At 65.6% G+C, this 14801-nt stretch carries 13 protein-coding genes; 5 read left to right on the top strand and 8 right to left on the bottom strand.

Going from position 1 to position 14801, the window contains the following annotated elements; translation table 11 throughout:
- Positions 1 to 3: 3 nt before the first annotated feature.
- The 6 genes from ACTTAG_RS13535 to ACTTAG_RS13510 form a co-directional block, all read right to left on the bottom strand.
- Complete coding sequence (locus ACTTAG_RS13535; RefSeq protein ID WP_444462761.1) at positions 4 to 543, bottom strand: rod shape-determining protein MreD; 540 nt, start codon at positions 541 to 543, stop codon at positions 4 to 6.
- On the bottom strand, positions 536 to 1435 hold the full coding sequence (mreC, locus tag ACTTAG_RS13530) for a rod shape-determining protein MreC (protein WP_444462760.1): 900 nt from the start codon (positions 1433 to 1435) through the stop codon (positions 536 to 538). The genes ACTTAG_RS13535 and mreC overlap by 8 nt, the downstream gene beginning before the upstream one ends.
- Before the next feature lie 36 nt (positions 1436 to 1471).
- A complete protein-coding gene (locus tag ACTTAG_RS13525; protein WP_444462759.1) occupies positions 1472 to 2509 on the bottom strand; it encodes a rod shape-determining protein in 1038 nt (345 codons plus the stop codon).
- A 310-nt stretch (positions 2510 to 2819) separates the two neighbouring features.
- Positions 2820 to 4379 (bottom strand): 2-isopropylmalate synthase, encoded by a 1560-nt coding sequence (locus ACTTAG_RS13520; protein WP_444462758.1) that lies wholly within the window; start codon positions 4377 to 4379, stop codon positions 2820 to 2822.
- Positions 4380 to 4673: 294 nt separating this feature from the next.
- Positions 4674 to 6119: a sensor histidine kinase gene (locus tag ACTTAG_RS13515; protein WP_444462757.1), complete on the bottom strand. Its 1446-nt coding sequence runs from the start codon at positions 6117 to 6119 to the stop codon at positions 4674 to 4676.
- 182 nt (positions 6120 to 6301) lie between these two features.
- Entirely contained in the window at positions 6302 to 7744 is a 1443-nt protein-coding gene (locus ACTTAG_RS13510) for an MORN repeat-containing protein (protein ID WP_444462756.1), read from the bottom strand.
- Between the two features lie 149 nt (positions 7745 to 7893).
- On the opposite strand from ACTTAG_RS13510, the gene ACTTAG_RS13505 reads away from it, so the two are divergent.
- Positions 7894 to 9552: an NAD+ synthase gene (locus ACTTAG_RS13505; protein WP_444462755.1), complete on the top strand. Its 1659-nt coding sequence runs from the start codon at positions 7894 to 7896 to the stop codon at positions 9550 to 9552.
- A 259-nt stretch (positions 9553 to 9811) separates the two neighbouring features.
- On the opposite strand, the gene ACTTAG_RS13500 is transcribed toward ACTTAG_RS13505, so the two are convergent.
- Positions 9812 to 10276, bottom strand: coding sequence for a transposase (locus ACTTAG_RS13500; RefSeq protein ID WP_444462754.1), 465 nt, complete (start codon positions 10274 to 10276; stop codon positions 9812 to 9814).
- Between the two features lie 54 nt (positions 10277 to 10330).
- Complete coding sequence (locus ACTTAG_RS13495) at positions 10331 to 10648, bottom strand: antibiotic biosynthesis monooxygenase family protein (RefSeq protein ID WP_444462753.1); 318 nt, start codon at positions 10646 to 10648, stop codon at positions 10331 to 10333.
- Between the two features lie 318 nt (positions 10649 to 10966).
- Here ACTTAG_RS13495 and ACTTAG_RS13490 point away from each other — a divergent pair, with 318 nt between their 5' ends.
- From ACTTAG_RS13490 to ACTTAG_RS13475, 4 genes are all read left to right on the top strand, one after another.
- A complete protein-coding gene (locus ACTTAG_RS13490) occupies positions 10967 to 12025 on the top strand; it encodes an ABC transporter substrate-binding protein (protein ID WP_444465253.1) in 1059 nt (352 codons plus the stop codon).
- Positions 12026 to 12095: 70 nt separating this feature from the next.
- A complete protein-coding gene (locus ACTTAG_RS13485; protein ID WP_444462752.1) occupies positions 12096 to 12977 on the top strand; it encodes an ABC transporter permease in 882 nt (293 codons plus the stop codon).
- Entirely contained in the window at positions 12974 to 13756 is a 783-nt protein-coding gene (locus ACTTAG_RS13480) for an ABC transporter permease (RefSeq protein ID WP_444462751.1), read from the top strand. The genes ACTTAG_RS13485 and ACTTAG_RS13480 overlap by 4 nt, the downstream gene beginning before the upstream one ends.
- Positions 13753 to 14799 (top strand): ABC transporter ATP-binding protein, encoded by a 1047-nt coding sequence (locus ACTTAG_RS13475; RefSeq protein ID WP_444462750.1) that lies wholly within the window; start codon positions 13753 to 13755, stop codon positions 14797 to 14799. Before ACTTAG_RS13480 ends, ACTTAG_RS13475 begins: the two co-directional genes overlap by 4 nt.
- Positions 14800 to 14801: the final 2 nt, after the last annotated feature.

The raw sequence follows: 14801 nt of genomic DNA, 5'->3' as shown, positions 1-14801 counted from the left end.
CGCTCACAGTGGCCGCCCGAGGTCATCGACCTCGCCCGGCGCGGCGCGGCGCAGCCCGAAGGCAAGCGCCGACAGCGCCACGACGAAAGGATAGGCGACAAAGGTCGCAAGCATGCGCAAAACTTCGCGACCGAGCGGCGGTTGCTCGACCATCACCAGGCCCAGGATGAAGCGGTTCGCCAGCAGCATGCCGATCATCACCGAGCCGATCAGCACCGCTTCCAGCACGAAGGGCAGATCGCGCGAGCTTTCCTCGCGCGCGCGCAGGAATTCGGTGCCCGCGAGCACGATCAGCGTCCAAAGCCCGATCGGGCGCCAATAGATGAGATCTTCCAGCAGGAAGGCCGCAACGATCAGCGCCGCGGGCAGGTAATCGGGGCGGCGCATCACCCAGGCCAAGGTCAGCGCCAAGGTCAGGTCCGGGCCCGGAAACCCGTCCGAGACCGGGTTGATCGGCAGCATCCGCAGGAACAGGATGATCAGCACCAGGCCGATGTAAAGCGCCGCATGGGCCAGACGGCGCGAGGTGACGGGGTCAACCATCCTCGCCCCCCGGCGCGGCAGGGGGCAGCGGCTCCAGCGTGGGCGGCGGCACCAGCGGGCCGACGTCATTGATCCGCTCGGCCGGATGCGAGCGCAGGACGCGCAGGAAATCAAGGCGTTGGTAATCGGCGGCCAGAAGCACGCGCAACCGGCGGTCCTGCCCCTGCACGACCTGACCGACCAGAAGCCCGGCCGGGAACACCCCGCCATCGCCCGAGGTCACGACCCGGTCGCCCGGCCGCACCAGATCGGGATTTTCAAGAAAGTCGAGCGGCGGCAGGGTCGAATTGTCCCCCGCCAGCAGCGCGCGTTGCCCGGCGGGCTGGATCGTCACCGGCACGCGCGACGCGGTATCGGTCAGCAGCACCACCCGGCTTGTCGTCTTGCCGACGCCGGAGATGCGCCCGACCAGTCCCAGCCCGTCCATCGTGGCCCAACCGTCCACGATGCCATCGCGCGAGCCGACGTTGAGCAGCACCGATTGGCGGAACGGGCTGCCACTGTCGGCCAGCACCACCCCGGAAACCGAGGTCAGCTTCGGGTCCAGCCGCACCTGATTTTGCGCCAGCAGCTTGGCGTTTTGCTGCTCCAGCTGCACCGCCGCTTCCTTCCACGCCTTCATCTGCTGAAGTTCGCGGCGAAGCTCCTGATTTTGCGCATAGATCCGGGCGTAGCTTTGAAAGCCCTCGACCATGCCAAGCGCCTTCGTCACCGGCACCATCGCCCAGTCGAAGGTCGGCACGAAACGGTCCACAAAGGCCGAGCGCAGCCGCTCGACCCGCGGGCCGTCGATGCGCCAGAGCAGGAAGGAAAGGGCAAGGCAGACCGCCAGCACCGCAATCAGGATGCGGCGCAGCGGTCCGGCATAGTCCTCGTCGCGGTCTCGTGCCACGCAAGCCTCCGGTCACGACTGGAACTGGGCGGGGTCTCAGCTGTCGTAGTCGATCACATGCCGCAGTTGCTTTTCGTATTCGAGCGCCTTGCCGGTGCCCAAAGCCACGCAGTTGAGCGGCTGGTCGGCGATCGAAATCGAGAGCCCGGTCTGTTCGCGAAGCGACAGGTCCAGCTCGCCCAGAAGCGCGCCGCCGCCCGTCAGCATCACGCCGCGGTCCACGATATCGGCGGCCAGATCGGGCGGCGTGGTCTCCAGCGCCTGCATCACCGCATCGCAGATCTGCTGCACGGGTTCGGCCAGCGCCTCGGCCACCTGGGCCTGATTGATTTCCATTTCCTTCGGCACGCCGTTCAGAAGATCGCGCCCCCGCACCAGCAGGCTGGCGCCGCGGCCGTCATCGGGCATGCGCGCGGTGCCGATGGTGGTCTTGATCCGCTCGGCGGTGGATTCGCCAATGAGCAGGTTCAGATTGCGGCGCAGATAGGAGATGATCGCCTCGTCCATGCGGTCGCCACCGACGCGGACGGAGCGGGCATAAACGATGTCGCCCAGCGACAGAACCGCGACTTCGGTGGTGCCGCCGCCGATGTCGACGACCATGTTGCCGGTGGGATCGGTGATCGGCATCCCCGCGCCGATCGCCGCCGCGATCGGTTCGGCCACAAGGCCCGCCCGCCGCGCCCCCGCCGAGAGCACCGATTGCCGGATCGCCCGTTTTTCCACCGGCGTCGCGCCATGCGGCACGCAGACCAGGATCTTCGGCTTCGAGAAGGTGGAATGCTTGTGGACCTTGCGGATGAAGGTCTTGATCATTTCCTCGGCAGAGTCGAAATCGGCGATGACGCCATCGCGCATCGGCCGGATCGCCTCGATCGAGCCGGGGGTGCGGCCCAGCATCAGCTTGGCATCCTCGCCCACGGCCAGAACCTGCTTCTTGCCGTCCTTGACGTGATAGGCCACCACCGAGGGTTCGTTCAGCACGATGCCCTTGCCCTTGACATAGACAAGCGTGTTCGCCGTCCCAAGGTCGATTGCCATGTCGGAAGAGAAGATTCCGCCCAACCCGCTCATATAGCCGTTCCCATGATGAAGCTGCCGCGACTCGGCTCCGAGCCCGGTTTCAGCCCGTATAGGCAAAGCCCGGCTGCGGGGAAAGACGATTCCCGGCCCGGCCCCGGGCCCTGTGCGACATTTCGCAAGTCGCTTGCACTATCGCGATTTGAGAGCGGTTTCAGGCGGTATCTGGCGCCCTGAAATAGCACAAATCGAACATTTCACGAATCCGTCAGAAAATCCGCCGCGGCCGCTTCTTCTTGGGTCAAATACGCCCTTTGTGACGGTAAAAAAGGGCGCCCCCGACAGGCAGGGGCGCCCCGAAAGCTCAAAGCTTGTAGCTGATCGACTTCATGTCGGCATCCGGCGCGGTCTTTTGCGCCCGCACCCGCAGACGGTTCAGCGCGCCGACATAGGCCTTGACCGAGGCGAGGATCGTATCGGTATCGGCTGCCGAGCCGGTGACGATCCGGCCATCCTCGGCCAGACGCACGGATACCGTGGCCTGCGCGTCCGTCCCCTCGGTCACGGCATGGACCTGATAGATCTTCAGCTCGGCCTGGGTCGGATAGATCGCCTGCACCGCCTTGAAACAGGCGTCCACCGGCCCATCGCCCGCGCATTTCGCTGTCTTTTCAACGCCATCGACGAGCATCGTCAGTTCGGCTTCCTGCCCGTCGCTGCCGCAGATCACGCGCAGCCATTTGACCTGCAGAAAGTCGTGATCGGTGTTCGCCGTGCTGTCGGTCAGAAGCGCGATCAGGTCGTCGTCATAGACTTCCTTCTTGCGGTCGGCCAAGGCCTTGAAGCGCACGAAAACGTCGTTCAATTGGTTGTCGGCGAGGTCAAACCCCAGATCGCGCATCTTCGTGCGCAGCGCGGCGCGGCCCGAATGCTTGCCCATCGCGATGTTGGTTTCGGTCAGGCCGATATCGGCGGGCTTCATGATCTCGAAGGTCTCGACATTCTTCAGCACGCCATCCTGATGGATGCCCGATTCGTGCAGGAAGGCGTTCTTGCCGACCACGGCCTTGTTGAACTGCACCGGGAAGCCCGAGACCTGCGCGACGCGGCGGCTCAGATGCATGATCTTCGTCGTGTCGATGCCGGTGGTGAAGGGCATCAGATCGCGGCGCACCTTGATCGCCATCACCACTTCTTCCAGCGCGGTGTTGCCCGCGCGCTCGCCCAGACCGTTGATCGTGCATTCGATCTGCCGCGCCCCGGCCGAAACGGCGGCCAGCGCATTCGCCGTCGCCATGCCGAGGTCGTTGTGGCAATGGGTGGCAAAGATCACGTCTTCGGCGCCGGGCACCTTTTCGAGCAGCATGGTGATGATTTCGGCCGATTCCGAGGGCAGGGTATAGCCCACGGTGTCGGGGATGTTGATCGTGGTGGCCCCCGCCTTGATCGCGCATTCGACGACGCGGCACAGATAGTCGCGCTCGGTGCGGATCGCGTCCATCGCCGACCATTGCACGTCTTCGCACAGGTTGCGCGCATGGGTCACGGTGTCGTGGATGCGTTCGAGCATTTCCTCGGTGCCGAGATTGGTGATGCCCCGATGCAGCGGCGAGGTGCCGATGAAGGTGTGGATGCGCGGCCGGGCGGCGTGTTTCACCGCCTCCCAGCAGCGGTCGATATCCTTGTAATTGGCGCGCGAAAGCCCGGCGATGACCGAGTTTTTCGAGGCTTTGGCGATCGCCGAAACGGCTTCGAAATCGCCTTCCGAGGCGATCGGGAAACCGGCTTCGATGATGTCGACGCCCATTTCGTCCAGCGCCATGGCGATTTCGAGCTTTTCGTCATGGGTCATGGTGGCGCCGGGCGATTGTTCGCCGTCGCGCAGGGTGGTGTCAAAAATCAGAACGCGGGATTTGTCGGTCATGGTCTGGGCCTGAATCTGTGGGATGTCTGTTCTTAGCGTCGCACTGTCCCGAATGCCAGCATCTCGCCTGATCTTCGGGGGGTGGGCGCTGATACCTCCGAGCGGTCGCGCCCTGGGGCACGCTCAGAGGAGGCTCAGAAGAAGAAGGCCGCGCACGGACGAAAGGGGGGCGAAAGCCCCGCGCTTGCCGATGAAACTGATCGTGTTCCGTGCCATGGCGGGACTATGGCGGGGCCGCGGGAAAATGAAAAGCCCGAAAATGCGTCGCCCCGGAAATGTCCGGCGGGCCGCGGGTCAGGCCCGCGAGGTGCGCAGATCGGGCAGACGCCGCCGTGCCCCGGTTCGGGGCTGCACCGGCGCCTGCGGCGGCGGGCTTTGTGGCGGCGGGCTGTCCGCGGCGGTGTCGGGGCGGATTTCCTCGGCGGGGGCGATCGGCAGCAGAAGATGCATCGCCGTCCCCTCGGGCGAGCTGTCGATGGTCAGAAGCCCGCCCGATTGCCGCGCGAATCCGTCGACCATGCTCAGCCCCAACCCCGAGCCCTGACCCACCGCCTTGGTGGTGAAGAAGGGTTCGGTGACGCGGCGCAGGATCTCGGGCGGGATGCCGCTGCCGGTATCGGCCACCGTCACCTCGGCATAATCGCCCGCGGGCAGCAGCGTGCCATCGGGCTGCACGTCGTCGGTGAAAAGATGCACCGGCCGCGCCGAGACGGTCAGCGTGCCGCCACCGGGCATGGCATCGCGGGCATTCACCACCAGATTGACCAGCGCGGTGATGAACTGGTTTTCGTCAAGCGCGACCCAAAGCGGCGCTTGCGGCGCCTCGAAGCTTTGGGTGATCGAGGCGGGCAGAAGCCGTCGCGTCAGCAGTTGCAGCTGTTCGAGCAGCGCGCCGACATCGCGCCGCGCAATCTGCATCGGCGTGCGGCGGGCATAGGCAAGGAGTTGCTTGACCAGTTCCGCCGCCCGCAGCGCCGCCGTCTTCGCCTCGGTCACCGCATTGAGCCGCTCCGCCTCGGTGTCCATGGCATCGTAAAGATCGAGATTGCCGATCACCGCAGTCAGGATGTTGTTGAAATCATGGGCCACACCGCCCGCAAGCTGGCCGATCGCCTCCATCTTCTGCGCCTGGACCGAGCGTTTCGCGGCCCGTTCCGCCTCGATCCGGACGCGGCGATGCGAGAGCATCGTCAGGGTGAAATAGACATGCAGCCCGACCGCGGCGAGGATGGTGCCGATGATGGCGCCGGGATGATCGACCTGCTGGATGGTGCGGAACACCACCCAGGCGATGGCGACGCCGATCACCGCGATTTCGCCCAGCATGATCGCCAGCACCCGGTCGGAGCGATAGATCAGGAACACCAGCATCGCCCCGATCCCCGCCGCGCCGCCGATCCGCAAGGCCGGGTCGGAGGCGGTGATCATCTCTGCGGGCAGCCAGATGAAGGAAGCGACCAGATACCAGAACAGCCCCCCCGCAATCAGCACCTCGCGCCGCGAACAGGTCTCGCCGCGGGTGCGCAGAAAGGTGAAATGCAGCGCATGGCCCAGGATCTGCGCCGCCATCCACCACAGCGTCAGGGTGGAGTCGATGTAGAAATGCAGCACGACCCCAACGGCCAGAATCAGCCCGAACCGGAAAGCGGCATCGAGCCGCCGCCCGTATTCCAGATCGAACAGCCGGTCGATTTCCTTGCGGCAGTCGATGCCATCAATGTCGGACTGCTGACTTGCCAACGCACCCACCTGACCCGATTGCTCGGGGCTGCACCGCGCGGATCGACCGCCCCGGCCGAGTCCCGCCAGTCTTCGGAATACTCCAGCTTTCCCTACCGATTTCTTACCATTTCAGCATATTCGCACGGCAGGCGGCAATTGCGAGCGTTTTTTCCGTTCCGGTTGCGGCCTGCTGCCCCGGTTCAGTTCTCCGCGGCCGGGGGAACCGCGGGGGCCGGGGGCAACGGCTCGGCGGGTTCGGCCAGCCGGTCCTCGGCCCAGGTGCCGCCCGCGACCTTGCCCGAGGCATAGCGCATCACCCCCTTGCCCTGACGGCGGCCCTGCACGAAATTGCCCTCGTAGACATCGCCATTGGCATAGGTGGCCTTGCCCGGCCCGTCGATCTCGCCATCGCGCCACATGCCCTCGTAAATGAACCCGTCGGGCATGATCAGCTTGCCTTGGCCCGAGCGCTGCCCGGCCTCGAAGCCGCCTTCGTAGATCGTGCCGTCGGGATGGGTGGCCTTGCCCTGACCCTGCCGGGTGCCGTCGGCCCAGTCGCCTTCATAGACATAGCCGTCGGGATAGGTCATCCTGCCCTTGCCATGCTGCCGCGCGGCCAGAAATTCGCCGTCATAAACAAGGCCATTGGCATAACGCGCCAGACCCCGCCCGGCGATGCCGCCCGCGACCCAGCCGCCCTCGTAGGTGGCGCCGTCGGGATAGGTGATCCTGCCCTGACCCTCGGGCATGTCGTTGCGGAACGCGCCCTCGTAGACCGAGCCATCGGGAAAGCGCGCCCGGCCCGTGCCCTCGATCCGGCCTTCGACCCAGCCGCCGGTGTAGTCATAGCCGTCCGCGCCGCGGAAATGGCCCTGACCATGCGGCTTGTCGGCAAGGAATTCGCCCTCGTAAAGATCGCCATTGGCATAGGTGACGCGGCCCTTGCCCTGCCGCTTGCCTGCCACCATCTGGCCCTCGTAACGATCGCCGCCGGGCTGGGTCAGCACGCCCTGGCCGTCCATCTGACCGCCCTTCCAGCGGCCCTCGTAGGTGACGCCGGTCTTCAGGATCAGCTTGCCCGTGCCCTCGCGCTGGCCGTCCGCCATCTCGCCCTCGTAGGTGGCGCCGTCGGGATAGGTGATCTTGCCCTTGCCCTGTTTCACGCCCTGCACCCAGCCGCCCTCGTAGCGGTAGCCGTCGGGGCCGGTCAGCACGCCCGCGCCATCATGCAGCGCATTGGTGAACTGGCCCTCGTAGCGGGTGCCGTTCGCATATCGGGCAACGCCGGTGCCGGTGATCTGGCCTGCGACCCAGTCGCCCTCGTAGGTGCCGCCATCGGGAAAGGTGATCTTGCCGCGGCCATCGGGCTTGCCGCGGGCGAACTGGCCTTCATAGATCGAGCCGTCGGGAAACCGCGCCCGGCCCTGACCGACGATTTCGCCCGCTTTCCAGTCGCCTTCGTATTCATAGCCCGAGGGCAGGCGGTATTTGCCATGGCCGTCCTGCTTGCCGTCCTTGAACGTGCCTTCGTAGATGCCGCCGTCGTCGTATTGCTTGGTCAGCACCTCCTGAGCCTGCGCCGCCGCCCCGGCCAAAACCAGCGCCGCCGCCAGCGCCAGCCCCCGTCTGCCTGCCTGCCCCATGCTCTTCCCCTGACTCCTGTCGTCGAACGGCGCAAACCTAATGGCGTGCCAAATGCGTGACAAGCGCCCGGGCGGCGCGGTTTTCGCGCCCGGGTGCTTTTCCCCGCCCGTCCTTGGCGTTACATCAGGGGCAACAGACAGGATCCAGCATGACCGATCGTTTCCGCATCACCCTTGCGCAACTGAACCCGACGGTGGGGGCGCTGGCCGCCAATGCCGAAAAGGCGCTGGCGGCCTGGCAGGAGGGCCGCGCCGCGGGGGCCGATCTGGTGGCGCTGCCCGAGATGTTCCTGACCGGCTATCAGACCCAGGATCTGGTGTTGAAACCGGCCTTCCTGCGCGATGCGATGGCGGCGATGCAGGCGCTGGCGGCGCAGGTGGTCGACGGTCCGGCGCTGGGCATTGGCGGGCCTTATGTCGATGAAACAGGACGTTACAACGCCTGGTGGGTGCTGAAGGATGGCAAGGTTGTCGCCCGCGCGCTGAAGCATCATCTGCCGCATGACGATGTCTTCGACGAGATGCGGCTCTTCGATCCCGGCCCCGTTTCGGCGCCCTTGCGGCTGGGGCCGGTGGCGCTTGGCCTGCCGGTCTGCGAGGACGCCTGGCACCCCGATGTGGCGGGGGCGCTGGCGGCAGCGGGGGCCGAGGTGCTGATGGTGCCCAATGGCTCGCCCTATCGGCGCGGCAAGCTGGATCTGCGGCGGCAGGTGACCGGGGCGCGGGTGGCGGAAACCGGCCTGCCGCTTTTGTATCTGAACATGGTCGGCGGGCAGGACGATCAGCTGTTTGACGGCGCCAGTTTCGTTCTGAACCCGGATGGATCGGTGGCCGTGCAGCTGCCCGCGTTTGAGGAAGCGCTGGTGCATGTCGATCTGGAACGGAACCCGGCGGGCTGGCGGGCGGTGCCGGGCGAGATCGTGCCGCAGCTCGGCGAGATCGAGCAGGATTACCGCGCCATGGTGCTGGGCCTGCAAGATTATCTGCGCAAATCCGGGTTTTCGAAAGTGGTTCTGGGGCTTTCGGGCGGGATCGACTCGGCGCTTGTCGCGGTGATTGCCGCCGATGCTTTGGGGGCCGGGAATGTGCATTGCGTGATGCTGCCCTCGCGCTATACCTCGCAGGGCTCGCTGGACGATGCCGCCGATCTGGCGCGGCGCGTGGGCGCGCGGCTCGATACGGTCGAGATCGAGGGGCCGCGGGCGGCGGTTGAAGGCGCGCTGGCCCATGTGCTGGCGGGCACCGCGCCCGACGTGACCGAGGAGAACATCCAGTCGCGGCTGCGCGGGGTGATCTTGATGGCGATCTCGAACAAGTTCGGCGGGATGCTTTTGACCACCGGCAACAAATCCGAGGTGGCGGTGGGCTACTGCACCATCTACGGCGATATGGCGGGGGGCTACAACCCGCTGAAAGACCTGTATAAAACCCGTGTCTTCGAGACCTGCCGGTGGCGCAACGCGACGCATCGGCCCTGGATGCAGGCGCCCGCGGGCGAGATCATTCCGGTTGCGATCATCGACAAGCCGCCGAGCGCGGAACTGCGCGAGAACCAGAAGGATCAGGACAGCCTGCCGCCCTACGAGGTTCTGGATGCGATTTTGGAGCGGCTGGTCGAGGGCGATCAGTCGGTCGATCAGATCGTCGCGGCCGGGTTTGACCGCGCGACGGTGAAGCGGATCGAGCATCTGCTTTACATCTCGGAATGGAAGCGTTTCCAGTCCGCGCCCGGGCCGCGGCTGACGACGCGGGCCTTCTGGCTGGATCGGCGCTATCCGATGGTGAACCGCTGGCGGGACAACGTCTGAGCCAGGCCCCGGCCGCGGTCGCCCTGACCGAGGCCATTGCCGAGGTCACGAGACACAGCCGTCCCGGGACCGCCGGGGCGCCAAAGCGTCCCGGCCAGCGCCCGCCCCGCCCTCGGCGGGCGCTTCTCGCCCGCCGGGTCGGGCGTCGGCCTCTGTCAGGCTTGGGGAAAGGGTCTTGTGATCCCTGTGGCGATGCGGGCGGGGAAAGGCGGTGCCTTTCCTGATCCGCCCGAAACCGGGGGCGGAAAGGGCAGGGGCCCTAAACCCCCATCCGCCGCCTTGCGGCAATCCGCAAATCGCGGTGCAGCGAAGAATAGGGCCAATCCTCGGGATGTATTGCCAGACCCAGACGCACCGGCGCCTCCCAGCAGGTTGCCATGGCGCGGTTCACCGCGGCCGCATCCGGCAGCGGCTCGATCAGGATTTCCGGCTGCCAGACCGTTTCGGGCGCCGCGGGGGCGACACGGCCCGCGAAATCGCGCCGGAATTGCGCCCAGCGCACCGAGACCGCCCGCGGCCCCGGTGGCAGTGTCAGCACCGCATGCAGGTGATCGGGCAAAACCACCATCGCGCCGCAGACGGTCGGATGGTCGGCGACCATCGCGGCCCAGGCGGCCCGCAGGTCTTCGATGTGATCCACAAGCAGACGGCTTCCACCCCGCGCCAGGCGGAGCGTGAAGAACCGGGTCTGCCCCGGAAGCGGGAATCGGTCCATGATGCTCATGCACCGATCCTGCGCCCACAGGGTTAACGAACCCTGAATCGGGCCGATGCGGACCTAGAAATCGGCCGCGACCTCATACATCACCGGCTCGAAGCTGCGGCAGAGCGTGGCGATGTGGCGATTGCGGGTGATCATCTCGGGGCTGCGCAGCATCGCCTGATAATCGCCGCGGTGGTTCCATTTCGAATAGGTGGCGATGCGGGTATGGGCGTCGTTCATGTGCAGCCCCGCGCCGATGAAACCGGGCGATTTGCTGATGCAGTCGGTATAGGCCGACTTCAGCGCCTCCATCAGCTCCATCGCCGTCGCGGGCGTCATCTCGAAGGTGCAGATCACCGTCTGACCGGTGAAATCACTGGTAATCTCGGCCATTCCATCCTCCCTTTGGTCCTTGCAAGCTCAAGGATGACGCAGTTGCCCGAAAAATCCACCCCTCACGCGACCTGCCGCAGGGGCAGCTTCGCGTTCTGGTCGAATGTGACGGAAAGATAACAGAATTGTTGCAAGCGGCTGGTTTTCGGGCAAGTCTTCGCCTGTCGGCCGCGACCGACCGCCGGGGGCCTGACTGTCAACAGACTGTCACAGAACGCGCCTAGGTGCTGGCTGGTGCCCATAGTGGGCCCAACCTTCCGATAACGGGGAGAGAGACAGATGAAACCGATGCACGTCCTTGCCGGTGCGGCTTTGCTGATGGCCACGACGGCGCTTGTTCACGCCGAGGATCTGGCCGCGCTGGAAGCGGCCGCCAAGGCCGAAGGCCAGCTGACCACGATCGCGCTGCCGCATGACTGGTGCGGCTACGGGGCGGTGATCGAGGGCTTCAAGGCCAAATATCCCGAGATCAAGGTGAACGAGCTGAACCCGGATGCGGGCTCTGCCGACGAGCTGGAAGCGATTCGCGCCAACAAGGGCAACACCGGCCCGCAGGCCCCCGACGTGATCGACGTCGGCCTGTCGTTTGGCCCGCAGGCCAAGGAAGAGGGGCTGATCCAGCCCTACAAGGTCTCGACCTGGGACGAGATCCCGGCCGAGATCAAGGATGCCGACGGCTACTGGTATGGCGATTACTATGGCGTCATGTCCTTCATGGTGAACAAGGATCTGGTGCCGACCCCGCCCGCCGACTGGGCCGATCTGCTGAAAGCGGATTACGCGGGCCAAGTGGCGCTGGCGGGCGATCCGCGCGCCTCGAACCAGGCGATTCTGGCGGTTCTGGCCGCGGGCATGGCGAATGGCGGTGCCGCGGGTGCCGAAGCCGGGGCCAAGGGGCTCGATTACTTCAAGGCGATGAACGATGCGGGCAATTTCGTGCCAGTCATCGGCAAGGCGGGCACGCTGGCGCAAGGCGCGACGCCGATCGTGGTGATGTGGGACTACAACGCCCTGTCGGCGCGCGACACCCTCAAGGGCAACCCGCCGGTCGAGGTGGTGGTGCCGCAGACCGGCGTTCTGGCGGGCGTTTATGTGCAGGCGATCTCGGCCTATGCGCCGCATCCGAATGCCGCGAAACTCTGGATGGAATATCTCTATTCGGATGAAGGCCAGAACCTCTGGCTGAAGGGCTACTGCCACCCCGCGCGCTTCAACGCGATGTCGGCGGCGGGCAAGGTTCCGGCTGACCTTTTGGCCGCGCTGCCCCCGGCGGAAGCCTATGCCAAGGCCTATTTCCCGACGCTTGATGAACAGGCTGCCAACAAGGCCGCCGTCACCGAGGGCTGGGACAAGGTCGTGGGCGCCAACGTCCAGTAACCGGCTCGAAAGACCGTGCCGCCTCCGGGGTCCCCGGGGGCGGTTTTCCCGCTTCGGACCAAGGGCCGCCGTGACCGACACATCCCCCCCCGCCGCCCCGTCCCGCCGACGGTTGAGCCTTGCCTGGCTGGGCATCGTTCCCTTCGCGCTTTTCGTGGGGCTGTTCCTGATCGCGCCGACGATGAAGATCGTGATCGGCGCCTTTCAACGCGCCGATGGCAGTTTCACCTTTGAAAACCTGATCGGGCTTTTCACCCCCTCGATCCTGTCCAGCTACTGGATCTCGATCAAGATTTCCGTGGCCTCGGCGGCGCTTGGCGCGCTGATCGGCTTTCTGATGGCCGCCGCGATGGTGCTGGGCGGGCTGCCGCGGTTCATCCGCGCGCCTTTGCTCACCTTTTCCGGCGTCGCCTCGAACTTTGCGGGCGTGCCGCTGGCCTTTGCCTTTCTGGCCACGCTGGGGCCGCTTGGCCTCGTGACCGTCTGGCTGCGCACCGAATTCGGTATCAACCTGCGGGCGCATGGCTTCAACATCCTGTCGTTCTGGGGCCTGACGATCACCTATATCTTCTTTCAGATCCCGCTGATGATCCTGATCATCACCCCCGCGCTGGACGGTCTGAAGCGCGAATGGCGCGAGGCGGCGCAATCGCTTGGAGCAAGCGCGGTGCAATACTGGACCTCGGTCGCCTTGCCGATCCTGTTTCCGTCGCTTCTGGGCACTTTCGCGCTTCTCTTCGCCAACGCCTTCGGCGCCGTCGCCACCGCCATCGCGCTGACGGGATCGAGCCTCAACATCGTGCCGATCATGCTTTTCGCGCAGATCCGCGGCGACGTGCTGGGCAATCCGCATCTGGGCTATGCGATGGCCTTTGGCATGATCCTGATCACCGCGCTGGCCAATATCCTTTACATCTGGCTGCGGATGCGGTCCGAAAGGTGGCTGAAATGAAGACCGCCGCCGCCTGGGCCATCTTCCTTCTGGGCATGGCCTATTTCATCCTGCCGCTGGTGGGGCTTGTTGAATTCTCGCTGTCGATGAAACGCGGCGAATACAGTCTTGAGGCTTACCGCGTCGTCTTCGCCGATCCGCGCTTTCGCGAGACCTTTTCCTATTCGGTGCTGATGGCGGTGCTGACCATCGTCTTTGGCGTGCTTCTGGTGGTGCCGACGGCCTTCTGGGTGCGGCTCAAGCTGCCGCATTGGCGCCCGGTGATCGAGTTCGTCACCCTGTTGCCGCTGGTCATCCCGGCCATCGTCATCGTTTTCGGCTATATCCGGCTTTACAACACCTCAAGCTGGCTGCCGCTGACCGGCACCACATCGGGCACCAACCTGCTGCTTTTGTTCGGCTATGCGACGCTGAGCCTGCCCTACATGTATCGCGCCGTCGATACCGGGCTGCGCACCATCGACGTGGCGACGCTGACGGAAGCCGCACAAAGCTTGGGCGCGGGCTGGGGCACGATCCTTGCGCGGGTGATCCTGCCCAATGTGCTGGTCTCGGTGCTTTCGGGCGCCTTTGTCACCTTTGCCATCGTCATGGGCGAATTCACTTTGGCGGCGCTTCTGGACCGCCCGGCCTTCGGGCCCTATCTGCAGCTGATGGGGGCCAACCGCGCCTACGAGCCTTTCGCGCTCGCCACCATCGCCTTCATCATCACCTGGGCCTGCATGGGGCTGATCCAGCTCGTGACCCGGTTCACCAAACACGACAAGGCCCCGCGATGAGCTATCTTGCGCTGACCCATCTGGAGAAAAGCTTCGGCACGCTGCGCGTGGTGAAGGACTTCAACCTGACCGTCGAAAAGGGCGAGTTCATCTCGCTTCTGGGCCCTTCGGGCTGCGGGAAAACCACCGTGCTGCGGATGGTGGCGGGGTTTGAAACGCCAACCACCGGCACGATCACCATCGCCGGCAAGGAGGTGACGGATCTCAAGCCGAACCAGCGCAATATCGGCATGGTGTTTCAGGCCTATGCGCTCTTCCCGAACCTGACCGTGGCGCAGAACGTGGGCTTCGGGCTCAAGGTCAAGGGCACGCCGCGCGCCCAGATCGCGCAGCGGGTCGAGGAGATGCTGGCGCTGATCGGCCTGCCCGAACTGGGCAACCGCTATCCTTTCCAGCTTTCGGGCGGCCAGCAACAGCGCGTGGCGCTGGCGCGCGCGCTGGCGCCGAAACCCTCGGTGCTGCTGCTCGATGAGCCGCTGTCGGCGCTGGATGCCAAGGTCCGGGTCTCGCTTCGCAACGAGATCCGGGCGATCCAGCGCGAGTTGGGGATCACCACGATCTTCGTGACCCATGACCAGGAAGAGGCGCTCTCGATGTCGGACCGGGTCGTGGTGATGCACGAAGGCATCGCCGATCAGGTCGGCACGCCCTTTGACATCTACAACCGCCCCGCCACCCGCTTTGTCGCGGGTTTCGTCGGCACGCTGAACACGCTCGACGTGCAGGTGCTGGACGCCGCGACCGGCCGGGTGCGGCTGGGCGCGACCGAGATTGCGCTGGCCCGGCCGCTGCCCCCCGGCGCGGTGACGCTTGGCCTGCGCCCCGAGGCGGTGACGCTGGGGCAGGGCGACCACGACACGCGGCTGACGGCAACGATCCGCGAGGTGGATTTCCTGGGTTCGGTGATCCGGCTGCGCGCCGATCTGGCGGGCCAGCCGATCGCCTTCGACACGTTCAACAACAGCCATGCCGCGCCGCCGCAGGTGGGGACCGAGGTCACGCTCGGCCTCAATGCGGCCGATCTCATGGTGATCGGCGGGTGAAG

Origin of the sequence: Rhodobacter capsulatus (genome assembly GCF_052363185.1) — a bacterium.
In the GTDB taxonomy this organism is placed as follows: Bacteria; Pseudomonadota; Alphaproteobacteria; order Rhodobacterales; family Rhodobacteraceae; genus Rhodobacter; species Rhodobacter capsulatus_E.
Note: the sequence above shows the minus strand (reverse complement) of the source record. Positions and strands in the feature narration are given on the sequence as shown.

What these genes read in the sequence shown, in the direction of transcription:
- ACTTAG_RS13475 (WP_444462750.1), top strand. Translation starts at nt 13,753, where the DNA reads ATGAGCTATCTTGCGCTGACCCATCTGGAGAAAAGCTTCGGCACGCTG.
- ACTTAG_RS13495 (WP_444462753.1), bottom strand. Translation starts at nt 10,648, where the DNA reads ATGGCCGAGATTACCAGTGATTTCACCGGTCAGACGGTGATCTGCACC.
- ACTTAG_RS13505 (WP_444462755.1), top strand. Translation starts at nt 7,894, where the DNA reads ATGACCGATCGTTTCCGCATCACCCTTGCGCAACTGAACCCGACGGTG.
- ACTTAG_RS13520 (WP_444462758.1), bottom strand. Translation starts at nt 4,379, where the DNA reads ATGACCGACAAATCCCGCGTTCTGATTTTTGACACCACCCTGCGCGAC.
- ACTTAG_RS13490 (WP_444465253.1), top strand. Translation starts at nt 10,967, where the DNA reads ATGGCCACGACGGCGCTTGTTCACGCCGAGGATCTGGCCGCGCTGGAA.
- ACTTAG_RS13480 (WP_444462751.1), top strand. Translation starts at nt 12,974, where the DNA reads ATGAAGACCGCCGCCGCCTGGGCCATCTTCCTTCTGGGCATGGCCTAT.
- ACTTAG_RS13535 (WP_444462761.1), bottom strand. Translation starts at nt 543, where the DNA reads ATGGTTGACCCCGTCACCTCGCGCCGTCTGGCCCATGCGGCGCTTTAC.
- ACTTAG_RS13500 (WP_444462754.1), bottom strand. Translation starts at nt 10,276, where the DNA reads ATGAGCATCATGGACCGATTCCCGCTTCCGGGGCAGACCCGGTTCTTC.
- ACTTAG_RS13510 (WP_444462756.1), bottom strand. Translation starts at nt 7,744, where the DNA reads ATGGGGCAGGCAGGCAGACGGGGGCTGGCGCTGGCGGCGGCGCTGGTT.
- ACTTAG_RS13525 (WP_444462759.1), bottom strand. Translation starts at nt 2,509, where the DNA reads ATGAGCGGGTTGGGCGGAATCTTCTCTTCCGACATGGCAATCGACCTT.